We start from the raw sequence: 24,747 nt of genomic DNA, 5'->3' as shown, positions 1-24,747 counted from the left end.
AATTTTTTGAGCTGTAAGGGCTCAAAATTTTCCAGAATAACTTTTTAACTTACACAGTTAGTGAGACACTACCTTAATTTTTTTTAAAGACAATTGACTTTTATATCAATATGTTCATTCAATTTAATAAATATCTTAATAATATTTTATTCTTTTCACCTTTAAGAGAATTTCAGTAAGAAAACCAATTATTTATAATTTTTTAATTTTACCATAAACACTTATCAATGCTGATTAAAATTTACGGAAGTGCCATCCATGGCGTTGCGGCACAGATCATTACCATAGAAGTGAATGTAGACACCGGAGGAATAGGCTACCACCTGGTAGGCCTTCCCGATAATGCCATTAAAGAAAGCAGCTATAGGATTTCTGCTGCTCTGAAAAATGTAGGCTACAAAATCCCAGGCAAGAAAATCACTATTAATATGGCTCCTGCAGATTTGCGGAAAGAAGGGGCAGCTTACGATTTGAGCATTGCCATAGGTATCCTTGCAGCGTCTGACCAGATTCTGGCTGAAAACATTCAGGACTATATTATCATGGGCGAGCTTTCTCTGGACGGCGCATTACAGCCCATACGCGGCGTTTTGCCGATAGCCATACAAGCCCGTGAAGAAGGATTTAAAGGAATAATCCTGCCGAAACAGAATACCCGGGAGGCGGCCATTGTAAATAACATCGATGTTTTTGCTGCAGAAAACATCAAAGAGGTTATCGATTTCTTTAATGAAGGAAAGCCGCTTCAGAAAGTTGAAATTGATACCCGAAAAGAATTCCAGGAAAAGATAAATGATTTTCCGTTTGATTTCTCCGAAGTCAAAGGCCAGGAAACAGCTAAAAGAGCCATGGAAGTAGCGGCTGCAGGAGGGCACAATATCATTCTGATCGGGCCGCCGGGAAGTGGTAAAACAATGCTTGCCAAAAGAGTACCCAGTATCTTACCGCCATTATCATTGAAAGAAGCTTTGGAAACCACAAAAATACATTCTGTTGCGGGAAAAATGGGAACCGAAACTTCATTGATGACGGTTCGCCCGTTCCGCTCACCGCATCATACCATATCAGATGTTGCTTTGGTAGGCGGCGGCAGTTATCCCCAGCCCGGAGAAATCTCACTTGCTCATAATGGTGTTCTATTTCTGGATGAAATGCCGGAATTTAAAAGGACGGTCCTGGAGGTCATGAGACAGCCACTGGAAGACCGGGAAGTAACGATTTCACGGGCCCGGTTTACCGTAAACTATCCCGCGAGTTTTATGCTCGTAGCTTCTATGAATCCGAGTCCAAGCGGATTTTTCCCGGATGATCCGAATAATACTTCGACCACTTACGAAATGCAGCGGTATATGAGTAAGCTCTCAGGACCATTATTAGACCGTATTGATATTCACATAGAAGTTCAGAAAGTGGAATTTGAACAATTGGCTGAGCGGAGAAAAGGCGAAAAGAGCGAAGACATCAGGAAACGGGTACTCACCGCACGTGAAATCCAGAGAGAAAGGTACAAAGACTTAAGAATCAGCTATAATGCACAGATCGGACCTAAAGAAATTGAAAAATACTGTGACCTTGATGCCACATCGTTTAACCTTATCAAGCTTGCCATGGAAAAACTAAATCTTTCGGCAAGAGCATACGACCGGATTCTGAAAGTTGCCAGAACGATTGCAGATCTTGAAGGATCTGAGAATATTCTTTCACAACATGTATCGGAAGCCATACAGTATAGAAGTCTGGATCGGGAGTTTTGGAATGCTTAACTTTGGTAAATTGATTATTTAATGGCACAAAACAAAATTTTAATAGCATGCAATTTTAAATTACAGTTTAAATTATTATACGACACGTTTTTTCGTCAGGCTTTATCATGTTTGTCATTATAAGGATTAGACCCTGATTTAACCAGTAATGAGATCAAAAATTAATAATCCTAAAAAGACCACCAGCAATAAAATGTGAACTTATTTACAATATTATCCCCATAACTTTGCAGCTCATGAAAGCATCGTCATTGATAATGAAAACTTTAATTTACAGATTTTTAAGGCTTGATTATAAAAAAGCAATGGTGAAATCATTGAATTTATATGGCAGAAAAATAGTATTTCTGAAAATCATGCATAAGGTTACTTTAAAGAGGTGATAAATAATTGGGGATTAGAAGTCAACCATACTGGAAACGCGGTGGTGATTATTAACGGAGGTGCAGAGGAATATCTTAACTCTTTTACACACTTTTCTTTCCATTCAAAATCATTTCAATCATTTTTCTTTTTCTGTTTTCTCGTGTTTCAGGCTTTTTAGCCTCTTCTATCCAACGGATGTATTCTTTTCTGTGCGTGTACCTCATCTTATCGAATACTATTTGGGCTTCCCAGTTCTCAGAAAATACAGAAACAATATCTTCAGCAATGTCAACGGTTCTTTCTTCTTTATCTTCTGTTAGAAAAACCGAAACCTCATCTCCGAACGTTTTCCCCAATTGCTTTCTGATCTCTTTGGGTAATCCTACCATATGAAAGTCTGATTTCATTCTGGCTAAGCTGCCGCGATATTCAACATGGTCATCAAAGATTGCTTTGATTTTTATCTGTCCTTTTTTACCGAATACCTGTTCTGTAGAAAAAGGAAATTCCACGTAGGCAGCATTCATGTTTCCGTGCTGCCGGATAACGGCTTTAAATTGTATAGATTCTGACATCGTTTAAAGGTTTAATACATAGCAAAAATAAAAAACCGCGAAAGAAAACTTTCACGGTTGATAAAAATAAATCAATAAGATTATTTTTTCTTTCCTTTAGCAGAAGTCGCTTTAGGCATTTTTGTCTTTGTATCAGCAGGCGTATTTTCGTCTCTTACCAATTGCAGTTCATCGATCAGTCTTCTGGCACCGGCATATTTGTCGATCGTCCAAAGTACAAAACGAATATCCACGTTAATGGTTTTTTGCCATTCCGGCTCGAAAACGATATCACCGCTTAATGCTTCACTGTTTCCGTCAAATGCAATACCGATAAGGTTTCCATCTGCATCGATTACCGGAGATCCTGAATTCCCTCCTGTAATATCATTGTTAGACAGGAAATTCACTGGCATATAGCCTTTAGCATCTGCATACTGTCCGAAGTCTTTAAGATTATAAAGATCGATCACTCTCTGCGGAAGATCAAATTCTTCGTCTCCTTTCTTGTATTTCCCTACAAGACCGGTCATATCTGTATAATAGTTATCCGTAACCCCGAAATAGTTTCTGTCGGTACGTACCGGTAATTTATCTACCGTTCCGTAGGTAAGCCTCATTGTAGAGTTGGCATCCGGATAGAATTTTTTCTCAGGCATTGACTTCATTAATCCTGCTAAAAACAGTCTGCTGTTCTTCGCAAAGTTATCATCAATTTTTACAAATTTTTCTGATGAAAGTTTCTGATCAGCGACAATTCCGTTGGCAATTTTCCACAGCGGATCTGCATCTAATTTTAAACGGTCAGGATTCAGTACGAAGTTGGTAGCAGAAGTCTTGTTTGCAAAGATGGAAGAATATGCTACATTGGAAAGCGTATTTGCATTAAGCCCCATAATGGTTTCAGAAGCCACGTCTTTATTCACTTTCGTCTGGTAAAGATTCACCATGGAGTTCATCATTTCCCCTTCAAGCTTTGTATTAATATTTTCATACGCTGTTTTTAAGGCAGCATCAACTTTTGGTTTCATCGCCAGCCTGCCCTGCATATCCTGCTCAGCATATGCTTTAAGCATGCTTCCCAACTGTAATGCCAGCGTAAAATACTTTGAATTTCTTGAAAGCTGGGTCATATAGTTTCTTTCTACATTCCTTGCCGAAGTCTGCTTGTAATAAATGGCAATATCATCCAATACAGTTTCATATTCAACAACATTTGCAGGCTGTACAGCCCATGTTTTGAATGTTTCCTCCAATTTCTGCTTATCGGTAATCGTTCCGTTTTTAATTACGGCATCAATGGTTCCCTGTCTGTTTTTCCAGTAATTGGCTACTGATGCATACTGAGATGCATAGTTCAGCTGGGTTCCCTTATCTTTATCCATGTACTTCTTCATAACATCCATGGCTAATTTGGAAGCTTCTACCCAGGCCGGATAATCTTTATTAACCATCTGCTGAATTCCGTAAGAAGTCAGGTAACGGTTGGTTCTTCCCGGATATCCTAAAATCATGGAAAAATCACCAGGCTTTACTCCTTTCAGAGAAACAGGTAAGAAATGCTTAGGCTTCAAAGGAACATTGGTCGGAGCAAATTCCGCAGGGTTTCCTGCAGCGTCGGCATATACTCTGAAAACTGTAAAATCTGCCGTATGTCTGGGCCATTCCCAGTTATCAGTATCCCCTCCGAATTTTCCTAATGATGACGGTGGTGCCCCCACTAATCTGATATCTTTATAATCCTGATATACAAAATAATAGAATTCATTTCCGTTAAAGAAATCTTTTACCACTACCGTATATTTCCCGTTTTCAGAATTTTCAGACTGGATGGCTTTGGTTTCAGCGTCAATAACCGCTCTTCTTTCTGCAGCAGACATTTTATTATTCAGCTTGGAATTGATTCTCTGGGTAGCATCATCCATTCTTACCAAAAATCTTACATAAAGATCCTTTGCATTAAATTCGTCTTTCTGCTTCATAGCCCAAAATCCATTCTTCAGATAATCTTTTTCAGGAGTGGAAGCTGCTGCTACCGCACCGTATCCGCAATGGTGATTGGTAAAGATAAGCCCCTGCCCGGAAACAATTTCTCCTGTACAAAAACCTCCGAAGCTTACAATAGCATCTTTTAAGCTTGAATTATTGACTGAATAAATTTCTTCAGGAGTAAGATGCAAACCTTCTTTTTGCATATCTACACCATTAAGTCTTTTGACGAGCATTAACAGCCACATCCCTTCATCCGCCCGCATCTGGGCAAAACTTAAAAGGAAAGTGAATAATAGAAGTATTCTTTTCATTTTATAAAATAATTTTTGTGTCGCTAATTTACTATTTTTTTATGGATTCATGTCTGTGATGGTATGAAAATGGATCTGAGCGTGTTATGAATAAAATAATGCTTACCATTTTAGCTTTTTGTAGTGCTGTATTGATGATTAACTGCTCTTCAGTTATTACCAAAGATCCAGGATTTCAAAGAGAATGGATGCTCATTTGCTTTGAAAATTACTCCAAACAGGATTTGATAAAATATAAAGCCCGAGTTGATTTGAGCTCTTCCAATGAAAACGGCAAGATTAAAGGAAGTGCTTATATGGGCTGCAACAAAATATTCTTTTATACTGAATTTAGAAATTCCGGAAAACTGAAAATTTCAGGGCTTGGTTCAACTATGATGGCATGCCCTGACATGAAACTTGAAGATGATTTTTCTAAAAGATTTAAAAACATGTCTTATTATCAGGTTGACGGGCACTTTTTAACGCTGACGGACAGGCAGGGATACATTATGAAATTCGTAGCTGCAGACTGGGATTAGAATACTGCTTATCAATACGTTTAGCAATTACAATCATCATCAGTTTGATCCGTTTTAAAATTTGAGCTTGTTTTTTTTCATTAAAAATACTATCTTGTAAATCTCACAACATAGATAGAATCTAATGCTAGAAAAGAAAGACCATCATTACGAGAAAGCTGTTTTGGTAGGTGTCATTACACAAAATCAGGATGAGGAAAAGCTCATTGAATATATGGACGAGCTGGAGTTTTTGGCCTTTACAGCCGGAGCTACCGTAGACAGACGCTTTACTCAGAAATTAACACAGCCGGATTCCAAAACCTTCATAGGCAGCGGAAAAGCCCAGGAAATAAAAGAATACGTAAAAGAGAATGAAATAAGCACCGTTATCTTTGATGACGAATTATCACCTTCCCAGCTTAAGAACTTAGAAAGGGAAATGGAGATAAAAATTCTTGACAGAACCAATCTCATCCTCGATATTTTTGCACAGAGAGCACAAACTTCCTACGCCAGAACTCAGGTTGAGCTGGCACAGTACCAATATCTTTTACCCCGACTGACCAGGATGTGGACCCACCTGGAGCGTCAAAAAGGGGGAATCGGGATGAGAGGTCCCGGAGAAACGGAAATTGAGACCGACAGACGTATTATCCGTGACAGAATCTCCCTATTAAAAGACAAGCTGAAAACCATCGACAAACAAATGGCTACCCAGCGGAACAACAGAGGAAAAGTAGTACGTGCTGCTCTGGTAGGCTACACCAACGTAGGAAAGTCTACTTTAATGAACGCCCTTTCAAAATCTGAAGTGTTTGCCGAAAATAAACTGTTTGCCACATTGGATACCACCGTAAGAAAAGTAGTGATCGGAAACCTGCCTTTCCTGCTGACGGATACCGTAGGGTTTATCAGAAAGCTGCCGACACAATTGGTAGAATCATTCAAGTCTACCCTAGATGAAGTACGGGAAGCAGACCTGCTGATCCACGTAGTAGATATTTCACACGAAAGCTTTGAAGACCATATTGATTCTGTTAACCAGGTTTTAATGGAGATCAACGCTCATCAGAAGCCGATGATTATGGTTTTTAATAAAATCGATGATTTCAGCTACGACAAAAAAGATGAAGATGACCTGACCCCATCCACAAGGAAGAATATTTCCCTGGAAGAATGGAAAAATACATGGATGGCCAAATCAAAATATCCAACCGTTTTCATCTCCGCATTAACGAAAGAAAACTTCCCGGAAATGAAAAAGATGATCTATGACGAAGTAATGAAAATCCATATTTCAAGGTTCCCGTACAACGATTTCCTTTTCGAATACTTCGATAATGATGAGGAAGAAAAAGAAGAAAACAATAACGATTAATGAAATATAATTTTTTTCTGCTGCTGCTTTTGTTTTCAGTTTCCAGTCTCGCACAGAAACCGGTGATTCATCTTAAAGCCATCGAAAAAGATCTTAAAAATGAAAAGTCTCCCTACTATTATGAGAAACTGATTTTTAAGTATAAAGGATACCCGAAATCTCTGGATACCATAGAAGCACAGCATCTTTACTATGGAAGAAGTTTCAGGAAGGATCTGGTATCGACTACAGATGATGAATTTAAAACTCTGGCAGAAGCTTTTAAAAACGGAGACTTTGACGAATGTATCAAGCGAGGCAATATTCTGTATAATAATGATCCGACCAACCTGGATATCCTCCTGATCTTACTGAAAGCATACGACTCAAAAAAAGACGGGAATAATTTCATCCATTATCTTGACCAGTTTAGGGCGATGACAGATGCCATAAAAAGCTCAGGTGACGGAAAGTCTGAAAAAGGAGCCTATCTGGTAAATTCTGTGGGTGATGAATACATTTTACTGAACATCCTTAATCTTGGAAAAGATTATTCCAGAGGATCAAAATCCATGAAAGATGGAATTCTTGACATCTGGGAAAAAGACAGCAGCAAAGTCTATATAAAAGTGCTGTATATCGATTACTAACTAAATAATTAAAAAAACACATTAGTGGAATTATATTATTCATTTTCAGCCTTAATAGTTTTAGCATCCATATTTTCATACCTTAACTACAGATTCCTTAAGCTTCCAAGCACCATCGGAATTATGGTGATTGCCATTGTAGTGTCTATATTTCTGGTTTCTTTCGGGGAAACTGTTTTGCCGAGAACATTCGGGCACCTTCATAATCTGATGAGCAGCATCGACTTTACGGAAGTGCTGATGGGCGCCATGTTAAACTTTCTTTTGTTTGCCGGAGGTATTCATATCAATATTGATGATCTCAAAGAACAGTTCAGGCCTGTTCTGATATTTTCCACATTAGGAGTTGTTATTTCTACTTTTGTTGTCGGTTTCGGCATGTTTTACCTGCTCCCTTTATTAGGGATCGATCTTCCGTTCATCTATTGTCTGTTGTTCGGAGCTTTGATTTCCCCAACAGACCCGGTTGCTGTTTTAAGCATCCTAAAGCAGGCAAATGTTTCAAAGTCACTCGAGACAAAAGTAGCCGGAGAATCATTATTCAATGACGGGATGGCCGTAGTAGTTTTTACAGTAGTCCTTCAGCTGGCCATTGGCAATAAGGTAGAACTTGGCGTGGAAAACATTGGTTTGATCCTGTTAAAAGAAGCCGGAGGCGGACTTTTACTGGGTGTAATATTAGGTTGGGTCACTTCCAGGCTGATGCGTGAAGTGGATGATTACATCATTTCCGTTCTGGTAACTCTTTCCGTTGTAATGGGAGGTTACCTTATCGCAAGGCAAATGCATATTTCCGGGCCTTTAACCATGGTTGCAGCAGGTTTATTCATGGGGAACTTCAATGTGAAGTTTAAAATGAAATCCATTACCCAGGATTACCTGATCAAATTCTGGGAATTAATTGATGAAATCCTGAATGCCGTTCTTTTCCTATTCATCGGTTTCGAATTACTCATCATTAAAGACTTAAGATACTTTATGATTCCAGGAATCGCAGCTATCGCAGTGGTTTTGCTGGCAAGAGTGATTTCCATTTGGGGACCTACAAAATTTATGAAAACCACCTTTAGTCCACAGACCGTAAAGGTACTGGTTTGGGGCGGAATACGGGGTGGCGTCTCGATAGCATTGGCACTCTCGATTCCGAAGAATGAATACAGCACAGTCGTTTTAAGCATCACTTACTGTGTGGTGGTATTTTCTATTATTGTCCAGGGGCTGACCATTGCTAAAGTTGCCAATCCGAAAAAAATCGCCCAGGAAGAGCAGGAACTGGAAACCATTGCATTAGAAGAAAAATAAGATCTCATTATTCACAAGTGTCTTCAGGGAAAAGTTTTATTTCAGATAAATTTTGTCCAGTAGAAATTTTTCAGGAATCTTCTTCAGTTGCGGAATAGATTTTGACGCACAAGTTTTGCCTGGCGTTTCCTCGCCGGATACCTTAAAAGCGAAACCGCTTGTGTTTTGTCAGAATTTTATCATAAAGACAGGTTAAAGATGATAACTACTATAATTCCTGAAATACAGGATGCTCTTGCATCATTATCACTTCCCGAAAAAGCGGCATTTTTTCCAAGGTTTTTTAAGACCGGAAAAGGAGAATACGGTGAAGGAGATTTGTTTTTAGGGGTAACAGTCCCGGACCAGAGGGTTATTGCAAAAGAATATTATTCACGGGTTTCTTTGGATGAGTTAAGTGATCTTCTTTCCTCAAAATACCATGAGCACAGATTAACAGCACTTCTGATGTTAATTTTGAAATTCGAGAAAACAAAAGATCATTCGGTAAAAGATAAAATTATTGAATTCTACCTAAGCCACTTAAAACATATCAATAACTGGGATTTGGTTGACACAAGCTGCTATAAGATTTTGGGACGGTATGCATTTGAAAATCAAAGAGAAGAGCTTTTGAGGAAACTTTCCTGCTCTGAAAACATGTGGCACAAACGGATCGCCATTGTCGGAACAATGTATTATATAAAAAAAGGCTCATTTGACATTACAAAAGAGCTGGTTACATATAATCTTAATCATTCTCATGATCTTATGCATAAAGCGAACGGCTGGATGTTACGAGAAATAGGACAGAAAAATAAAGAGGAACTGATTATGTATCTTAATGAATATTATCAAGAAATGCCAAGGACCTGCCTGAGATACGCCATTGAAAAGCTGGATGAAAACCTGCGACAGGATTATTTAAAAGGCAGAATATAAAACTAAATTAATTATGAAAAATTTAAAAACCCTTTTTGTGTTAATTCCTTTGTTGTGGCTGACAAGTTGCTTTGATATTCTGGAAAAAACGAATGTCAAAAGTGACGGAAGTGGGGAATATACTATCATTTTTAATGCAAGTAAGAGTAAAACAAGGCTTGCTTCCATTTCAAAAATGGAAACCATCAATGGAAAGAAAGTGCCAAAAAAGTCAGAAATTGAAGCTAAAATCAATGAAGCAGCAAGGGTTTTTAAATCAACTCCAGGAATTTCCAACGTGAAAACGTCAATGGATTTTGATAACTATATTATTAAGCTAAGCTGTAATTTCAGAAAGATTGAAAATATCAACACCGGACTGGAACAGCTAAAAGCAAAAAATATCATCGGTAAAACGGTTCATACACAGATTTATTCCTATAATCCTGTCAAAAAAATATTTACGCGAAATAAGACCACTGTATTTAAAAACGATTACGATAAAATGAATAAGGCCGACAAAGAAGTTTTCAATGATGCCCGCTATATTTCCGTTATGCAGTTTGAAAATACGGTAAAGTCGCAATCCAATAATGCCTACTCCCTTTCCCCTAACAGAAAAGCGGTGAAACTGGAATCCCTTGTTTTAGACCTTATTTTTCAGAAGAAACAATTACAGAATACAATTTTCTTTCAATAATTTAATCACAGACCATGAAAGCTATATTACACAGAACACAAATTATAATTCTATTTTTCAGCTTTTCCCTGATGTTTGCCCAGCAGCGTATGAAGCTGCCTGCTGATGTTCTCTTCTACATGGAAATCAACGGGAAGCAGCTGGATAAAAAGATCAACTGGCAAAAGTTTAATCCCATTTTACAGCAAGTTACAAAAAAAGGAAAGGACAAGCCATCATGGACCGATTATTCCAAAACCGGAATAAGATACGATGCCACACAATACCATTATGCAACATTCAATGACTCTGTAAAGACTTATAGTGCACATTTTATTCTGGATAATAAAGAAAAGTTCCTGGAGTTTATCAATTCAGCAAAGAAAAAAGGATTGGAGATTTCCAAGAGAAATAAGTACGCTTACATCAATCTTGATGAGGATATATTCGTTGCGTGGAATGATAACCGGGCCGTCCTGAAAATGATAAGCTATGAAAAACCTTATAAAAACAGCTGGGAAGATGAGTTACAAATTGATAGTGCTGCCGTAGCCATAGACAGTGAGGCAGTTATTACTGACAGTATTGCCACTATAGATGTCGACAGCATTTATACTGAAGAACCGCAAAAACCTTTTGATTATAAGGAAGAAATCAAATACCTGAAGGATGATATCAAATATCTGAAAGAAAGCATAAAAAATAATACTACTGAAATTGAAAGGATTCAAAAAGATATAAAATATCTTGAAAAGCATCATGAATACCCGAAGGAAAAGAAAGGATCAACCGATAAAGAATACTCTGAGAACAGTGTGGAAGCACTTCCCTCTCCCACTCCGGATGAAGGCATGGAATATTCTGAAGACCCTGAATATCTGAAAGAAATGGATTCTTTGAAAATAGAAAAGTTCAAAATAGTAAAAAGACTGGCAGAAGAATCCTTCGACCAGTATTTCAGCTCCAATATGGAACTTGATGTGCCTGAGGAAATGACTGCTTCCAGAAATGCCGGCTCTGATGTTTTTGTGTACACGGATTACGGAAAAATTGTCAATAACGGCATTTATGGAAAAATGATGAAGCGTTATGAATTCGGAGGTATTTTCAATTCGGTATACAATTCAAATTCTTCATATAATCTTTATTTTGACAATGATAAAGTTCGTATGGTGAACAGCTATCAGCATAAAAATCCTGAAGTTCAGAAAAGCGTTTCCGCCATTTATAAAGGAAAGAAAAATAAAAAGCTTGCACGGCTGATCAATGACAAAAGCATTGGTTATTATGCGATTAATATAGACGGAAGCAAGTATTTTGATATGATGTATGCATTTATGAAAAATGCAGGAGATTCTGCATATCAGAAAGAAACGGAACTGGTTATGGAAACTGTAAAAATTGTTCTTGATGAAGAAGCCATCGCCAAGATAGCTCCTGGAAACGGAATTTTTGTACTGAACCAGCTTACCTCCAAAACGGTAGAATATAAAGCATATGATTATGGCGATGATTACAATGAAAAAGAAATAACAAAAACGAAAGAAGTTGCAGTTCCTGATTTTACTTTCGCTTTCGCTACAGAAAACGAAGGATACTGGAACCGTATTTTCAACTTATTGGCGACCAACAAAAAAACAGCAAAAAAATTTACAAAAGACGGGGAATTTTATTCTTTTAAAGAAGATAAAAACACAGGATACATGGATCAGTTTTTCTTTACGGTAAAAGACGGAATCGTCTATGTAACCACATCTAAAAATAATTTGTTGATCGATAAACAATCCGAGAATGCAAAGCGATGGATGAAAGATTCTTACAAATACCCTGCTTCCGGCAGATTTGATCTTCAGAAACTTTTAGTCGGACTGGAAAAAGAATTCAAAAGTAGTTCGGAGCGGAAAACACTGGATCTTATAAGAAAAAATGTTGGGGAAGTTTATTTTAAATCAGAATCAAAAGGAAATAAAATCGAAACTGAAATCGATTATTCCATTAAAAATTCTTCTGAAAACAGCCTTATGTATTTTTTTGACCTGTTCGATGAGATTTATAAAATTAATGAGTCGGATAAGAAAGAAGCTATCTTATAAATGAAAACCAAACTTATTGTCTCTGCTGCACTGATTGCGTTGATCTGCGGCTATTTCATCTTATATTATCGGAATAAAGATTTAAAATTTATTCCAGAAAATGCTGATATCGTGATTTTAATTGATATGAAAAAGGCAGCGAGACAATATATTTCAAATGTATTAAGCCATCCCTCGAAATGGACGAGTGATAATAATGAAAACCCAAATACCGTTTCTCTAGCTGAATCGGGAGTAAAAATTCCCGATTTTTTACAGATTTTCCATATCGGAAATACAAGCCTTTCTGATTGGTATTGTATTTTGGAGCTTAAGGATAAACAAAAATTGCTGACGTATCTGAAGAGCGAAAAATTCACTGAAAGCAATAACGTTTTCCATAAGGATCATGTTTTCATCAGAATAGTGGGGCAACAATGTATTCTCGAAACTTCCAGTCAGGCTTTTGACAATATAAAACGTCTGTTCCCTGAATTTTCCCATAGGACACCTTTCACTTCAGATCTATTTATTAATCGATCTTTAGGAAGCATTTCCTTCATTTCAAATAGCAAGATCCATAATTTTTCAATTGACGTAAATGCCGATGACATTGAAATAAAAACAGCTTCAAACCAAGATAACTTTACATCAATCCTTTCAAAAGTCCAGCAGAAAACTACATTTTTAAATATTGAGCTGGATGCAAAAAATATTAAAAACTTAACTTCAGTGTTTGGTAAAAATTTCACTGACTCAGTAAAAATTGACTATGTAAAAGCAACTGCTGAACTTCAAGCCGTGCATGATACGGTCATTACTTACGGATACGATAATGATTTTAATGAAATAGAGAAAAAAACAATTCAAAAAATTATTCAGCCCAATTACTTCATTGCTCTTCAAAGTTCACATCCGGAACAAACAGAACAATACTTTCAGGAAAGGAAATGGGTTAATGCTCAAAATCAGTTTACAGTTATTCCTTTTCAGCCGAATGTCATCGAAAAGAAAACCGGTGGCTTTGAAATAAAATCGAAAGGAAAACCTGTCCGGTTTCCTCCTGTATTAAATGAAAACTATATTTTTATCAAAAATAATCCATCGTTATTCCCTCAATTAAAATTATTAAGCGTAAAAGAAAAAAGAATGGTTTCTGCCGTTGATTATATCTTTTACGGAAATAAAGACCATGAGTATTATATAAAATTAAAATTTAAGGAAAATAATCTCCCTCTTCTGCTGAGATGGTAAGAAAAGCACGTAAAAAATGGATTTATCAGACATTTCATACATCAGGACATTTGTACATTATTTTCTTCATCTTGTCTTTCCCGTTTTTATTGCGTTGATTTTTTACCGCAAAAACTGGAAAAAAGTATATTTGATTTTATTGGCTACCATGCTGGTTGATCTGGATCATTTGTTTGCTGACCCTATTTTCGATCCTGACCGGGCCAGTGTAGGATTTCACTTTTTACATTCTTATTATGCAATTGCGGTGTATTTTTTGATGCTTTTCTTCAAAGGAAATATCCGAATCATCGGCATCGGATTATTATTTCACATGTTGACAGATCTTCAGGATTTTTATCTCTGGCCGCATTAAAATAACATTAATACTTTGTTGTAATCTTTCAAAAATCATAGATTTTTTGTATTTTGTAGACACTATGAGAATAAAAGACTTTTTACATTATACGTACATTTTTCCTATTCTGGCAGTAGGATACTATTTTTCCGGACTCATGGGAATGGGAGTAGTTTCAGATATTGTTGCCGGAATTTTATTAACCGGAAGCGTTTTGTCTGCAGTCCATCACGCTGAAGTCGTGGCTCACAAAGTTGGTGAGCCTTTCGGAACCATCATTTTAGCACTTTGTATCACGATTATTGAGGTTGCTTTAATTATTTCTCTGATGGTTGCCGGTGGAGAGCAGGCCATTACCTTAGCACGGGATACTGTTTTTGCTGCCGTAATGATTATTCTTAATGGAATTTTAGGAATCTGTATTTTAGTGGGAGGTGTAAAATATTACGAACAGTTTTTTGCAAGAACCTCAGCAACGACATATTTGGTGAGTATTGTTTCTATTTTAATTTTAACGCTGGTTCTTCCTAATTTCACATCCAGTGTAAACGGACCGTTTTATAACACGGCCCAACTCATATTTGTTTCCATTGCCTGTCTGGTGATTTACGGGATATTTTTAATGGTTCAGACGGTGAGGCACAGAAGTTATTTTGTTGTTCAGGATGAGAATTCAGAAGAGCATTATATTCCCTCCACCCAAAAAACCTTAATAAGTTTTGTTTTCCTAGTCATTTGTCTTTCGATTGTGGTCATGATGGCCAAAGGACTTTCCGGAACTATTGAGGACATGGTTCAGAGCCTTGGCGCTCCGAAATCATTGGTAGGAGTTATTATTGCGGCGGTAGTTCTGCTCCCGGAAGGCGTAGCGGCCATCAGAGCAGCAAGGACCAATCAGATTCAGTCGAGTCTTAATTTAGCTTTAGGTTCTGCGCTGGCAAGTATAGGACTTTCGATTCCTGCAGTGTCCGTGGTTTGTATTATGTATGATATTCCTTTGGTTTTAGGGCTGGACAAAAAAGATATTATTTTGCTTTCATTGTCCGTATTTATCGTTATGCTTTCGTTAAGCCGGGGAAAAACAAATGTGCTTTACGGAACCGTATTGCTGGTAAATCTCGCCGCCTATATTTTCACTGTTATTGTTCCTTAAATTGTAAAATTTAACTTTATCAGGCTTTAGAAATCCAGCTAAACTTTTCTGGCCTGCTCCATTTTAAAAGCCATTAATTTTGCAATGTTTTCGGATTTGTAAATCGCCATATCCGCACTTTCACCCATGAAATTTTCTTCAATGGTTGCTTTCCATAATTCCAGCCATTTATCAAAATGCCTTCTTTCCATTGCTTCCAGTTCATTGATAGGGAAATGTACTGCCATCGGGTTGCCTTTATAGCTTATTTGTCCAAATAAAAGGGTCTCCCAAAACGAATACATTTTAGGCAAATGTTTTTTAAAATCAACCTTAATGACGTCTTTAAAAAAGAACCCAATCGTTTCATCCTTAACGACTTTATCATAAAATGAATTGACAAGAAGTTTGATATCTTCTCTTGACTCCAACTTTTTCATAGATCAAAGTTAAGGTAAAATTAATTGAGAAATTCAATCATCAAATTGATAAATTTCATGAAAACAATATTTTATCTTTGCACAGAAATAAAGAGGAAAGATGGAAATGAAGTTTATAACATCCTGTAATCTTTATATTTACATATTGTTGATAAACCGGCAAAAAACAGTAACGGATTAGTTAAAAATGACAAAAGGATTCAAGCAGAAAATCCACCAGAAAAACACGGATAACAGTGGCTTTGGCGACAATGCTTCAGGAAGGTTTATCAATAAAGACGGACTTCCTAATGTAAGCCGAAAAGGAATCAGCGTATTTAATCGATTCAGCTGGTATCATACGATGCTGGATCTTTCTACCTTTCAGTTCCTTTCGTATCTGGTGATTGCCTATATCCTGGTCAATCTGTTTTTTGCCCTGATTTATTATCTTATAGGAGTAGAACATCTCACCGGAATAGACAAAAGTGATCCGATAAATGAATTCATCGATGTTTTCTTCTTCAGTTCGCAGACCTTTACGACAGTAGGTTACGGAAGAATCGCCCCGGTAGGATGTATGGCAAGTCTAGTCGCTACTTTTGAAGCTTTTCTGGGATTGCTTACCTTTGCCATTGCAACGGGACTTTTTTACGGAAGATTTTCACGACCGAGGGCTTATCTGAAATTTTCGGATATCGCATTAATTGCCCCTTTTAAAGATAAGACCGCGTTAATGTTCAGGCTGGCTCCCTATAAAAACAATGCACTGACTGATGCTGAAATCATTGTTTCCACTGCCATTGAAGTAATGGAGGATAGTATTCCAAAAAGCAAGTTTTATACATTGACAACCCAATTGAATAAAATTAATACGCTGGCACTGAACTGGACCATTGTGCATATGATAAATGAAGATTCACCATTTTATGGTTTTACAGAAGAAGATTTTACAAATACGGATATTGAGATCATCGTTCATGTGCGCGCCTTTGATGAGGTATTTTCGAACACTGTGGTCCAAAGATCTTCTTATATTTCCAATGAGATCATTTACGGAGCAAAATTTGTCCCGATGTATTATCCTGATAAAGAAAATCTTTCTACCGTTTTGGATCTGGATAAAATCAATGACTATCAAAAAGCAGACATCCCCAATCTGAAGCAGGAACAAAGATCATGAATCTAGAACTTTATAGAAAACAGGCTTTACAAAAACAAAAAGAACACAAAAAATTTCTGGACGGACTGAAAAAAAAGCCGCCCAAAGATCTCGATTATATTGTCCAGGAAACACATGATAAAGTCTTTGAACGTATAGACTGCCTTCAATGTGCAAACTGCTGCAAGACGACCGGCCCTCTTTATACGGAAAAAGATATTGAGAGAATTTCAAAACATCTCCGGATGAAGCCTGCGGATTTTGAGGCGAAATTTTTAAAGGTAGATGAAGATCATGATAAAGTTCTTCAGAACCTTCCCTGCTTTTTTTTAAATGGAGACAATACGTGTTCGATTTATGACGTACGTCCAAAAGCCTGCAGAGAATATCCTCATACTGACCGGAAAAAGATCTATCAGATCAATAATCTTATGGTTAAAAACACCGTTATATGCCCTGCAGCATATGAGTTTGTAGAAAAAATTATGAAAAATTTAGAAAAGTAATCTGAAATCATAATTGATCTTAAAGAGTGATAAACTACGTTAAATAAAGGTTTTGAATATACTATTCGATAAACCATCAGCGTTTCATGTAGACAACCATTAAAAAAGAAAATATTATGAAAAAGTTAGTTTTAACGGCAGCATTTACAGTAATCGGATTAAGCGCAGCATCTGCCCAAACTACAACCCAACAGAACCCATCACAAAGTACAAACAATCAGACAACGTCACAGACTCAGCAGAATCCGCAGGCAGGTTCAGATTTAGGAACTACGACTGCAGTAGAGACTCAACAAAGTACGTCCGGAGCTTCAACAGCAGACACGGCCAAAGTAACCACTGCCGTAGATGATGTAGCAGTATCAGCACAATCAGACAATAGTCTTGATGCAACAAAGCCTAAAGATGAGGCCACAAAAAGAAAGTCTAAGAATAAAAAATCAAAGTAATTTAAAATCAAGTACAAAATCCTGAATAAAATTTCAGGATTTTATACTTAAAGCTAATTATAATACAATTTATCTTAAAATATTATAAATCAAGTTAAAAATATTTTTAAGATACCACTTTGTATGATAATTGTACTTAACCTTTAACAACACCAAATTATTAATATTATGAAAAAGTTAATCTTAACAGCAGCATTTGTTGCAGGAGGTATGATCACTGCATCAGCCCAGACAACACCACAAACCAAGACGGATACCTCAGCTACAGGTACTACGTCAACACAGAGTGGAACATTGAACAATGGTACCAATACAAATGGAACTACCGGCACCATGAATAATGGCACGTTAAATAACGGAACCATGAATGGGAATACCAATGGTACAACAACTACAGGCACTATTAATCAAAGTACTGATTGGGATAAGCCTAAGACAGATACGATGCAACTAAAAGATAAAGATGCTGTAAAAGCAGACAGAAAGATGAAGAAGAAAAATAAATAGAATAAATGATAACAATCCTGAAATTAATTTCAGGATTTTTTTTGTCCTATCATTAAAAAAGCGTTGATAGTACCAACGCTTTCTCCTTTCACTTTACTTTTTCCCATTTATGATCCCGGGACAGGTTATAATGAAAAAGGTCGGGAAATTTCCCAACCTTTATATTTTATACAACTCCCTGAGCCAGCATAGCTTCTGCAACTTTTACGAATCCGGCGATATTCGCGCCTTTTACGTAGTTCACATAGCCGTCTTCTTCTTTTCCGTAGTCTCTGCACGCTTTATGAATTCCGATCATAATCTCCTTCAGTCTGGCATCCACTTCTTCAGAAGTCCAGTTCAGACGGATAGAGTTTTGTGTCATTTCAAGACCTGAAGTGGCAACACCCCCTGCATTGGAAGCTTTCCCCGGAGAGAACAATACCTTATTGTCCAGGAAATAATTGATGGCATCTAACGTAGAAGGCATATTTGCAGCTTCCGTTACACATAAACATCCGTTTTCAACAAGCAGTTTAGCATCTTCAAGATCAAGTTCATTCTGGGTTGCTGATGGGATTGCCACATCGCATTTCACTTCCCAAGGACGTTTTCCAGCGTGGAATTCCGCAGAAGGATATTTTTTAGCATAATCTTCAGCTCTGTTGTTCCCTGAAGATCTTAATTCTAATAAATAATCAATCTTTTCACCGTCGATCCCGTCTTTATCATAAATATATCCGTCCGGCCCGGAAATAGTCACTACTTTTCCGCCAAGCTCAGATATTTTTTTAATTACTCCCCAGGCTACGTTTCCGAAACCTGATACCGTTACCGTCTTATCCTTGAAAGTCTGGCCGATAGTCTTCAGCATCTGCTCTGCGAAATATACAACACCGTAACCTGTAGCTTCAGGACGGATCAATGAACCTCCATATGCAAGACCTTTTCCGGTAAGCACACCTGTAAATTCATTTCTGATTTTCTTATACTGTCCGAATAAGTATCCGATTTCTCTTGCTCCTACACCGATATCTCCTGCCGGAACGTCCGTTTCAGGACCGATATGCTTGCACAATTCCGTCATGAAAGCCTGGCAGAAACGCATTACTTCCATATCGGATTTTCCTTGCGGATCGAAATCTGAACCTCCTTTTCCTCCTCCCATCGGAAGTGTGGTTAAAGAGTTTTTAAACACCTGCTCAAAAGCTAAGAACTTCAATACCGAAAGGTTTACCGTAGGATGGAAACGGATTCCTCCTTTATAAGGTCCGATTGCAGAATTCATCTGGATTCTGAAACCTCTGTTTACCTGGATTTCGCCTTTATCGTCAACCCATGGAACTCTGAAAATGATTATTCTTTCAGCTTCCGCCATTCTCTCAAGAAGCTTCATTCCCGTATATTCCTTTTTGGTCATAATAAACGGAATTACGGTAACGGCAACTTCTTTTACGGCTTGTAAAAATTCGGGCTCATTAGGGTTTTTTGCCTCAATTTTTGCTATAAACTCTTGTATTTTCTGGTCAATATTATATTGTTCCATATAGTAGGGTTGAATATTATTGTCAACAAATTTAATTTTTTTTTCAAGATTCACAACACCTTAATTAATGATTGTTTAAAGTTTAATAAAATAAATACTTAATATTATTAAATCAATAATTTATCCATTAATTTTATTAAAAATTAAATGTTATGTATAAAACAATGCAATATTAAGAAATCATTAATTGTCAGATTGCAAGAAATTGTCTCCCTGAAAGTGATTTTACTTTCGCCAAAAGTTCCAATTCTAATATGATAGGTAAAATTTTATGTGATGGAAGTTGTGTTTTCCCGATAATATCATCAAGTGCAATCTTGGGATTGTCAGAAATTACGGATAATATTAATTTTTGGTCTTCAGACAATTGAGGCATAATTTCACTCTTGGAAAATAAATTTTCAATTTTTGATTCAGCTCTATTAAATCCCAGATTTTCGGCAAGATTTTTAATCGTAGAAATAGCAGCTGCCTTATTTTGATAAATCAAATGATTACATCCCTGGCTATGTCTGTCCGTGATCTTTCCCGGCAATGCAAAAACATCACGGTTATATTGATTGGCAAAAGTTGCCGTACTTATCGATCCTCCACCGAAAGCAGTTTCCACTACAATGGTTGCTGGAGAAATCCCCGCTACAATACGGTTTCGCTGGATAAAATTTTCCCGGTCCGGCTTTCTGGAAGAATTAAATTCAGTTAATAAAGTCCCGCCTTCCTGCAGTATTTTCTCAGCCAGCTTTCTGTTTTTTGCCGGATAGAGAATATGAAATCCATGAGCCAGCACGGCCACCGTAGGAACCTGATGCCGAATAGACTGCTCATGAACTTCTTTATCAACACCCAAAGCAAGACCGCTTACTGAAACATAATGACAGGATTTTGTTTCTTCAAAAAAATCCTGGATAAACTGGCTTCCGTAAGACGTCATATTCCGGGTACCGACTATACTTACTTTCATCTTCTGATCATCAAAGTTCCCCTTCTGATAGAGGATGGCCGGAGCATCATCACATTCATTCAGAAGCTTCGGCAATTCATGATGATGCCTGAGATTAATTCTAATATTATTCTGTTCGCAAAATTTCAGTTCATTTTCAGCAAACTTGAGGTGCTCGGGGTTACCGATATCAGAAATCATTTTCCTTCCAAAACCATCAAGTCTTTTATATTCTTTATTCGTTTTTTCCCATGCTTCTTTTGCACTTCCGAAAGTCCTGACAAGTTTATAAAAATTGATATCACCGATAAAAGCACATTCGCGCAGCGCGATGGCATAAAGATGTTCTTCAGAATACATTTGTGTCGTTTTCACAAATGTAGGAAATTCTGTTTTATTTTCCTCTCAGTTCATCAAGGCGGTCCCAGATATCATCTTTCTTTTTATAAGGCAATTCGAGAAAATCATCAGGGTGGTTCTCTTTATATTCCTGCCAAAGCTTGTCATCTTTTTCACTGTAATAATTCGGGAATTCCCAAATATATCTTTTCTTCCTGTCACCAACTTTTTTAAACACAAACGCAAGAATAACTCCAACAATCCCTCCGGCAAGATGGGCCTGCCATGAAATCTTGCTGGGTTCTTCAAGATGGCTGAATAATTCTTCCGGCAACATTCCCCAAACCAAACTTCCGTAATATAAAACAACCAGCAAGGAAATGGTAAGCAATGTCATGTTCCACTTAAAAATCCCGCTGAAAAAGAGAAAAAAAGCCAGCACATATACCACCCCGCTCGCACCGATGGTACAGGTGTAAAGGTAATTTCCCGTCATAATATCAATCGGCGGAAGAAGCCACACTAACAAACCTGTAGCCAGCCATCCGATAACAAACACTCTATTTGCTACCAGAGGATAAAATTGGTATAAGAGGAACATCAGCACCGCAATAGGTATAGAATTTCCTACAATATGGTCTATATTTCCGTGTAAAAGCGGAGAAGTAATAATTCCAAGCAGGCCTTCCGGCAATAATGGAATAATTGCTCCGAAGCAACTCCCAAAAAAGCCGTGCTGCTGCAGGAAATAGCCAGACCACATTGCTGCCAGCATCAGCAGAGGATTTACAATCGCTTTTCTGGAAATTACATTATTTTTTAGCATACGGTTGTTATGTCAAATGAAAAGCCACTGATAAATTTCGGAAAATTTGTCGATGAATTGTTTGAATTCTATTTTCTTTCAGCCAAAAAGTAATTATTTTAATGATTTCAAGTATTTTTTGTCATTGAAAACAATAAAAGTATTCATGTCCAATCATGATCTTACACAGTAATCTAAAGCCTTTGGTCCTGACCGATCAATTTATATTTAATACTTTTGTATAGCGTTTACACAAAATGAAATCTGAATAATGAAGAAGTTTCTATTACTATTAGCATTTTCTGCAGGAGTTTTTATCAGTGCACAGGAAGAAATAAAAAAAGATTCTATCGTTACCGATACCGTAAAACATTGGTCGGTTTTAGGAAAACAGTCTTTGATGATCAACCAGGCAGCCTTTTCAAACTGGGTTGGCGGCGGCGCCAATAATGTAGGCTGGCTTCTCGGAATCGATTATAACATTACCTATGAAAAAGATAAAGATCTATGGGAAAATCTCATCCTTTTAAATTATGGCCAGAATGATACCAAAGGTCTTGGAGTAAGAAAGACACAAGATGTGATTAACGTTTCTACCAATTACGGCAGAAAGATTTCCAAAAGCTGGTATCTTTCCGTAGGAGCAGGGCTGCAGTCTCAGTTTACGGTAGGATATGAGGACGGCAATAACCCTGAAGCTAAGAAAATTTCAAATTTTATGGCTCCCGGCTATCTGAACCTCGGGATGGGAATCACATTCAGGCCCAATGACAATGTAAATGTTACCTTACGCCCCAGCAATGCGAGGTGGACTCTTGTTTTAGACAGCGATCTTCAGACAGCAGGAACTTATGGATTAAAAGCCGACAGCGATACTTCCTTACTGCAGTATGGTTTCCTGGGGACAGCGTTGTATAAGTTTAAACTGATGGAGAATATTAACATTACCAATACCGCATCTGTTTTTTCCAACTATCTTGATCATCCTGAAAGACTGGTTCTCGCTTACGGAATGATTTTAAATCTGAAGGTCAATAAATTTATTTCTTCCAACATTACGGTTGACCTTATGTATGATCATAATCAGATTGAAAAAACACAGCTCAAGCAGACCTTGGGTGTTGGATTTTCTTACATTCTGAATAATGGAGTAAAGAGATCCGACAGAAAAGACAGCCAATGGTGGATTAAGAAGTAAGGTTTCCAATACTATTTTTGAGACAAGATATTTTTGAAACTATCTTTATGGTATTCCTATATTTTTTGGTTTGAATCATTTTAGATTTTAATACATTTGTGAATGTCGGACCCAAAGTTTTGACAATATTAATATTTAAACACCAACCAACACAAAATAATCTTTAATTATGATCGTAAAGCCTGAAATTTCATGGACAGACTTTGAAAAAATTGACATAAGATGCGGAACTATTATTTCGGTAGCCGATTTTGAAAAAGCCAGAAATCCGTCTTATCAGCTGGACATAGACTTTGGAGATCTGGGCATTAAAAAATCTTCCGCTCAAACTACATCACTGTATGGGAAAGAAGAATTAATCGGGAAGCAGATTTTAGCAGTTGTTAATTTTCCCAGGAAGCAGATTGCCAACTTTTTCAGTGAATGTCTGGTTTTAGGTTTCTATGGCGAAGACAAAAAAGATGTCACTCTTCTTACCCCTTCTTTACCTGCCAAAAACGGAATGCCGGTAGGATAATATAATAATTACGTTTTCATCATTTTAAATCCGGTCTGTTTGATTAACTGATTATATTCAATTCATAAAAGAAATAAACCATGATACAGCATATCCCTTTAGAAAGAGTCTTATTCCTTGATATAGAAACCGTTCCGGGCTTTGAATCCTGGGAAGACGTATCGGAATCAGAACGAATGCTTTGGGATAAAAAAACGAGATTCCAGAGAAAAGATGAAATTTCTGCAGAAGAATTTTATATGGAAAGAGCAGGCATTATGGCAGAGTTTGGTAAAATCATCTGTATTACGATCGGGATGCTCGAAAAAAATGACACTTTAAAAATAAAAAGTTTCGCAGGCGATGACGAGAAGAAATTATTACTTGAATTCGGTGAAATTTTTAACAGCCAAAGACTTCGGGATGTTATCCTTTGCGCTCATAACGGTAAGGAATTTGATTTTCCATGGATTGCCAGAAGGTTTTTAATCAACGGGATGATGCCTCCGGTTCCGTTTCAGATGTTCGGGAAAAAGCCTTGGGAAATCCCTCATATTGATACCATGGAACTTTGGAAATTCGGGGATTATAAAAGTTTCATTTCATTGGAACTGTTGGCTCACCTTTTCGGTATTCCTACGCCGAAAGATGACATTGACGGCTCAATGGTTTCATCAATTTACTACATAGAGAAAGACTTGCAGAGAATAGTGGATTATTGTGAAAAAGATGTGCTAACTTTGGCAAATATTTTCCGGCGGATGCGTCAGGAAGATTTGTTGAAAAGGTATATCAATTTAGATTAAAAAATGAAATTTACAGACGATCAGATTGCTGACATTGGTGAAGAAATCATCAAAGTCCTTAAAACCGTATATGACCCTGAAATTCCGGTGGATATTTACGAACTGGGATTGGTTTATGATGTTCAGATCTCCGACGATGCGGATGTTAAAATCATAATGACCCTCACTACCCCAAACTGTCCCGTCGCGGAAACGCTTCCCCAGGAAGTTAAAGACAAGGTAGCTGAAGTAGATAACGTAAAAAGCGTTGACCTGGAGCTTACATTCGAGCCCAGCTGGCATAAAGACATGATGAGCGAAGAAGCAAAATTCGAATTGGGAATGCTTTAGATTCATCCGCAAAAATAAAGAGGCTGTCCAAAAAGGGCAGTCTTTTTTATGCGGCTAATTTTTTATAGTTTAAATAATGTTCTGTTTTTTTGC

Annotated in this window: 25 protein-coding genes; 19 read left to right on the top strand and 6 right to left on the bottom strand. The window is 37.2% G+C overall.

Going from position 1 to position 24,747, the window contains the following annotated elements:
* The first annotated feature begins 227 nt into the window (after positions 1–227).
* Positions 228–1,763: a YifB family Mg chelatase-like AAA ATPase gene (locus MKJ01_RS17710; RefSeq protein WP_241615538.1), complete on the top strand. Its 1,536-nt coding sequence runs from the start codon at positions 228–230 to the stop codon at positions 1,761–1,763.
* Between the two features lie 467 nt (positions 1,764–2,230).
* On the opposite strand, the gene MKJ01_RS17705 is transcribed toward MKJ01_RS17710, so the two are convergent.
* The gene (locus tag MKJ01_RS17705; protein ID WP_241615537.1) at positions 2,231–2,704 is read right to left on the bottom strand and encodes a YdeI/OmpD-associated family protein; all 474 of its coding nucleotides are present in this window, start codon (positions 2,702–2,704) and stop codon (positions 2,231–2,233) included.
* 80 nt (positions 2,705–2,784) lie between these two features.
* On the bottom strand, positions 2,785–4,986 hold the full coding sequence (locus tag MKJ01_RS17700; protein WP_241615536.1) for a S46 family peptidase: 2,202 nt from the start codon (positions 4,984–4,986) through the stop codon (positions 2,785–2,787).
* A gap of 98 nt (positions 4,987–5,084) precedes the next feature.
* Here MKJ01_RS17700 and MKJ01_RS17695 point away from each other — a divergent pair, with 98 nt between their 5' ends.
* From MKJ01_RS17695 to MKJ01_RS17650, 10 genes are all read left to right on the top strand, one after another.
* On the top strand, positions 5,085–5,507 hold the full coding sequence (locus MKJ01_RS17695; protein WP_241615535.1) for an META domain-containing protein: 423 nt from the start codon (positions 5,085–5,087) through the stop codon (positions 5,505–5,507).
* Positions 5,508–5,631: 124 nt separating this feature from the next.
* A complete protein-coding gene (hflX, locus tag MKJ01_RS17690; RefSeq protein WP_241615534.1) occupies positions 5,632–6,867 on the top strand; it encodes a GTPase HflX in 1,236 nt (411 codons plus the stop codon).
* On the top strand, positions 6,867–7,496 hold the full coding sequence (locus MKJ01_RS17685) for a DUF4919 domain-containing protein (protein ID WP_241615533.1): 630 nt from the start codon (positions 6,867–6,869) through the stop codon (positions 7,494–7,496). The genes hflX and MKJ01_RS17685 overlap by 1 nt, the downstream gene beginning before the upstream one ends.
* A gap of 24 nt (positions 7,497–7,520) precedes the next feature.
* The gene (locus tag MKJ01_RS17680; protein WP_241615532.1) at positions 7,521–8,798 is read left to right on the top strand and encodes a sodium:proton antiporter; all 1,278 of its coding nucleotides are present in this window, start codon (positions 7,521–7,523) and stop codon (positions 8,796–8,798) included.
* Positions 8,799–8,996: 198 nt separating this feature from the next.
* The gene (locus tag MKJ01_RS17675) at positions 8,997–9,719 is read left to right on the top strand and encodes a DNA alkylation repair protein (protein ID WP_241615531.1); all 723 of its coding nucleotides are present in this window, start codon (positions 8,997–8,999) and stop codon (positions 9,717–9,719) included.
* 13 nt (positions 9,720–9,732) lie between these two features.
* On the top strand, positions 9,733–10,398 hold the full coding sequence (locus MKJ01_RS17670; protein WP_241615530.1) for a hypothetical protein: 666 nt from the start codon (positions 9,733–9,735) through the stop codon (positions 10,396–10,398).
* Between the two features lie 14 nt (positions 10,399–10,412).
* Positions 10,413–12,470 (top strand): hypothetical protein, encoded by a 2,058-nt coding sequence (locus tag MKJ01_RS17665; protein ID WP_241615529.1) that lies wholly within the window; start codon positions 10,413–10,415, stop codon positions 12,468–12,470.
* Complete coding sequence (locus MKJ01_RS17660) at positions 12,471–13,703, top strand: hypothetical protein (RefSeq protein WP_241615528.1); 1,233 nt, start codon at positions 12,471–12,473, stop codon at positions 13,701–13,703.
* A 16-nt stretch (positions 13,704–13,719) separates the two neighbouring features.
* The gene (locus MKJ01_RS17655) at positions 13,720–14,058 is read left to right on the top strand and encodes a DUF6122 family protein (RefSeq protein WP_241615527.1); all 339 of its coding nucleotides are present in this window, start codon (positions 13,720–13,722) and stop codon (positions 14,056–14,058) included.
* Positions 14,059–14,122: 64 nt separating this feature from the next.
* Positions 14,123–15,193 carry a calcium:proton antiporter gene (locus tag MKJ01_RS17650; RefSeq protein ID WP_241615526.1) on the top strand — a complete coding sequence of 357 codons (1,071 nt, stop codon included), beginning with the start codon at positions 14,123–14,125 and terminating at the stop codon, positions 15,191–15,193.
* A gap of 38 nt (positions 15,194–15,231) precedes the next feature.
* On the opposite strand, the gene MKJ01_RS17645 is transcribed toward MKJ01_RS17650, so the two are convergent.
* Positions 15,232–15,612 carry a group III truncated hemoglobin gene (locus MKJ01_RS17645; protein WP_241615525.1) on the bottom strand — a complete coding sequence of 127 codons (381 nt, stop codon included), beginning with the start codon at positions 15,610–15,612 and terminating at the stop codon, positions 15,232–15,234.
* A gap of 187 nt (positions 15,613–15,799) precedes the next feature.
* Here MKJ01_RS17645 and MKJ01_RS17640 point away from each other — a divergent pair, with 187 nt between their 5' ends.
* The 4 genes from MKJ01_RS17640 to MKJ01_RS17625 all read left to right on the top strand — a co-directional run bounded on the left by MKJ01_RS17640 (position 15,800) and on the right by MKJ01_RS17625 (position 18,215).
* The gene (locus tag MKJ01_RS17640; protein ID WP_241615524.1) at positions 15,800–16,774 is read left to right on the top strand and encodes an ion channel; all 975 of its coding nucleotides are present in this window, start codon (positions 15,800–15,802) and stop codon (positions 16,772–16,774) included.
* On the top strand, positions 16,771–17,259 hold the full coding sequence (locus MKJ01_RS17635; RefSeq protein WP_241615523.1) for a YkgJ family cysteine cluster protein: 489 nt from the start codon (positions 16,771–16,773) through the stop codon (positions 17,257–17,259). Before MKJ01_RS17640 ends, MKJ01_RS17635 begins: the two co-directional genes overlap by 4 nt.
* Positions 17,260–17,375: 116 nt before the next feature.
* Positions 17,376–17,708 carry a hypothetical protein gene (locus tag MKJ01_RS17630; RefSeq protein ID WP_241615522.1) on the top strand — a complete coding sequence of 111 codons (333 nt, stop codon included), beginning with the start codon at positions 17,376–17,378 and terminating at the stop codon, positions 17,706–17,708.
* A gap of 168 nt (positions 17,709–17,876) precedes the next feature.
* Complete coding sequence (locus MKJ01_RS17625) at positions 17,877–18,215, top strand: hypothetical protein (protein ID WP_241615521.1); 339 nt, start codon at positions 17,877–17,879, stop codon at positions 18,213–18,215.
* A gap of 166 nt (positions 18,216–18,381) precedes the next feature.
* Here MKJ01_RS17625 and gdhA read toward each other — a convergent pair whose 3' ends face one another.
* The 3 genes from gdhA to MKJ01_RS17610 all read right to left on the bottom strand — a co-directional run bounded on the left by gdhA (position 18,382) and on the right by MKJ01_RS17610 (position 21,845).
* Positions 18,382–19,740 (bottom strand): NADP-specific glutamate dehydrogenase, encoded by a 1,359-nt coding sequence (gene gdhA / locus MKJ01_RS17620; protein WP_241615518.1) that lies wholly within the window; start codon positions 19,738–19,740, stop codon positions 18,382–18,384.
* 190 nt (positions 19,741–19,930) lie between these two features.
* Positions 19,931–21,040, bottom strand: a complete 1,110-nt coding sequence (gene dprA, locus MKJ01_RS17615) for a DNA-processing protein DprA (RefSeq protein WP_241632724.1) — start codon at positions 21,038–21,040, stop codon at positions 19,931–19,933.
* 34 nt (positions 21,041–21,074) lie between these two features.
* Positions 21,075–21,845, bottom strand: a complete 771-nt coding sequence (locus MKJ01_RS17610) for a rhomboid family intramembrane serine protease (protein ID WP_241615515.1) — start codon at positions 21,843–21,845, stop codon at positions 21,075–21,077.
* A gap of 250 nt (positions 21,846–22,095) precedes the next feature.
* On the opposite strand from MKJ01_RS17610, the gene MKJ01_RS17605 reads away from it, so the two are divergent.
* The 4 genes from MKJ01_RS17605 (at position 22,096) to MKJ01_RS17590 (ending at position 24,654) form a co-directional block, all read left to right on the top strand.
* Entirely contained in the window at positions 22,096–23,022 is a 927-nt protein-coding gene (locus MKJ01_RS17605; protein ID WP_241615513.1) for a DUF3078 domain-containing protein, read from the top strand.
* A 169-nt stretch (positions 23,023–23,191) separates the two neighbouring features.
* A complete protein-coding gene (locus MKJ01_RS17600; protein ID WP_241615511.1) occupies positions 23,192–23,539 on the top strand; it encodes a tRNA-binding protein in 348 nt (115 codons plus the stop codon).
* A gap of 80 nt (positions 23,540–23,619) precedes the next feature.
* A complete protein-coding gene (locus MKJ01_RS17595) occupies positions 23,620–24,324 on the top strand; it encodes a 3'-5' exonuclease (RefSeq protein WP_241615509.1) in 705 nt (234 codons plus the stop codon).
* Positions 24,325–24,327: 3 nt separating this feature from the next.
* Positions 24,328–24,654, top strand: a complete 327-nt coding sequence (locus tag MKJ01_RS17590; protein WP_241615507.1) for an SUF system Fe-S cluster assembly protein — start codon at positions 24,328–24,330, stop codon at positions 24,652–24,654.
* The last annotated feature ends 93 nt before the right edge of the window (positions 24,655–24,747 follow it).

The sequence above is a fragment of the Chryseobacterium sp. SSA4.19 genome (assembly GCF_022601875.1).
Classification (GTDB): Bacteria; Bacteroidota; Bacteroidia; order Flavobacteriales; family Weeksellaceae; genus Chryseobacterium.
Note: the sequence above shows the minus strand (reverse complement) of the source record. Positions and strands in the feature narration are given on the sequence as shown.

Excerpts from the sequence above, each read along its gene's own strand:
- hflX (WP_241615534.1), top strand. The coding sequence starts at position 5,632 with ATGCTAGAAAAGAAAGACCATCATTACGAGAAAGCTGTTTTGGTAGGT.
- MKJ01_RS17665 (WP_241615529.1), top strand. The coding sequence starts at position 10,413 with ATGAAAGCTATATTACACAGAACACAAATTATAATTCTATTTTTCAGC.
- MKJ01_RS17705 (WP_241615537.1), bottom strand. The coding sequence starts at position 2,704 with ATGTCAGAATCTATACAATTTAAAGCCGTTATCCGGCAGCACGGAAAC.
- MKJ01_RS17625 (WP_241615521.1), top strand. The coding sequence starts at position 17,877 with ATGAAAAAGTTAATCTTAACAGCAGCATTTGTTGCAGGAGGTATGATC.
- MKJ01_RS17660 (WP_241615528.1), top strand. The coding sequence starts at position 12,471 with ATGAAAACCAAACTTATTGTCTCTGCTGCACTGATTGCGTTGATCTGC.
- MKJ01_RS17595 (WP_241615509.1), top strand. The coding sequence starts at position 23,620 with ATGATACAGCATATCCCTTTAGAAAGAGTCTTATTCCTTGATATAGAA.
- MKJ01_RS17710 (WP_241615538.1), top strand. The coding sequence starts at position 228 with ATGCTGATTAAAATTTACGGAAGTGCCATCCATGGCGTTGCGGCACAG.
- MKJ01_RS17635 (WP_241615523.1), top strand. The coding sequence starts at position 16,771 with ATGAATCTAGAACTTTATAGAAAACAGGCTTTACAAAAACAAAAAGAA.
- MKJ01_RS17685 (WP_241615533.1), top strand. The coding sequence starts at position 6,867 with ATGAAATATAATTTTTTTCTGCTGCTGCTTTTGTTTTCAGTTTCCAGT.
- MKJ01_RS17630 (WP_241615522.1), top strand. The coding sequence starts at position 17,376 with ATGAAAAAGTTAGTTTTAACGGCAGCATTTACAGTAATCGGATTAAGC.
- MKJ01_RS17650 (WP_241615526.1), top strand. The coding sequence starts at position 14,123 with ATGAGAATAAAAGACTTTTTACATTATACGTACATTTTTCCTATTCTG.
- MKJ01_RS17675 (WP_241615531.1), top strand. The coding sequence starts at position 8,997 with ATGATAACTACTATAATTCCTGAAATACAGGATGCTCTTGCATCATTA.
- MKJ01_RS17640 (WP_241615524.1), top strand. The coding sequence starts at position 15,800 with ATGACAAAAGGATTCAAGCAGAAAATCCACCAGAAAAACACGGATAAC.
- MKJ01_RS17695 (WP_241615535.1), top strand. The coding sequence starts at position 5,085 with ATGCTTACCATTTTAGCTTTTTGTAGTGCTGTATTGATGATTAACTGC.
- dprA (WP_241632724.1), bottom strand. The coding sequence starts at position 21,040 with ATGTATTCTGAAGAACATCTTTATGCCATCGCGCTGCGCGAATGTGCT.
- MKJ01_RS17670 (WP_241615530.1), top strand. The coding sequence starts at position 9,733 with ATGAAAAATTTAAAAACCCTTTTTGTGTTAATTCCTTTGTTGTGGCTG.
- MKJ01_RS17600 (WP_241615511.1), top strand. The coding sequence starts at position 23,192 with ATGATCGTAAAGCCTGAAATTTCATGGACAGACTTTGAAAAAATTGAC.
- MKJ01_RS17655 (WP_241615527.1), top strand. The coding sequence starts at position 13,720 with ATGGATTTATCAGACATTTCATACATCAGGACATTTGTACATTATTTT.
- MKJ01_RS17605 (WP_241615513.1), top strand. The coding sequence starts at position 22,096 with ATGAAGAAGTTTCTATTACTATTAGCATTTTCTGCAGGAGTTTTTATC.
- MKJ01_RS17590 (WP_241615507.1), top strand. The coding sequence starts at position 24,328 with ATGAAATTTACAGACGATCAGATTGCTGACATTGGTGAAGAAATCATC.
- MKJ01_RS17645 (WP_241615525.1), bottom strand. The coding sequence starts at position 15,612 with ATGAAAAAGTTGGAGTCAAGAGAAGATATCAAACTTCTTGTCAATTCA.
- MKJ01_RS17700 (WP_241615536.1), bottom strand. The coding sequence starts at position 4,986 with ATGAAAAGAATACTTCTATTATTCACTTTCCTTTTAAGTTTTGCCCAG.
- MKJ01_RS17610 (WP_241615515.1), bottom strand. The coding sequence starts at position 21,845 with ATGCTAAAAAATAATGTAATTTCCAGAAAAGCGATTGTAAATCCTCTG.
- gdhA (WP_241615518.1), bottom strand. The coding sequence starts at position 19,740 with ATGGAACAATATAATATTGACCAGAAAATACAAGAGTTTATAGCAAAA.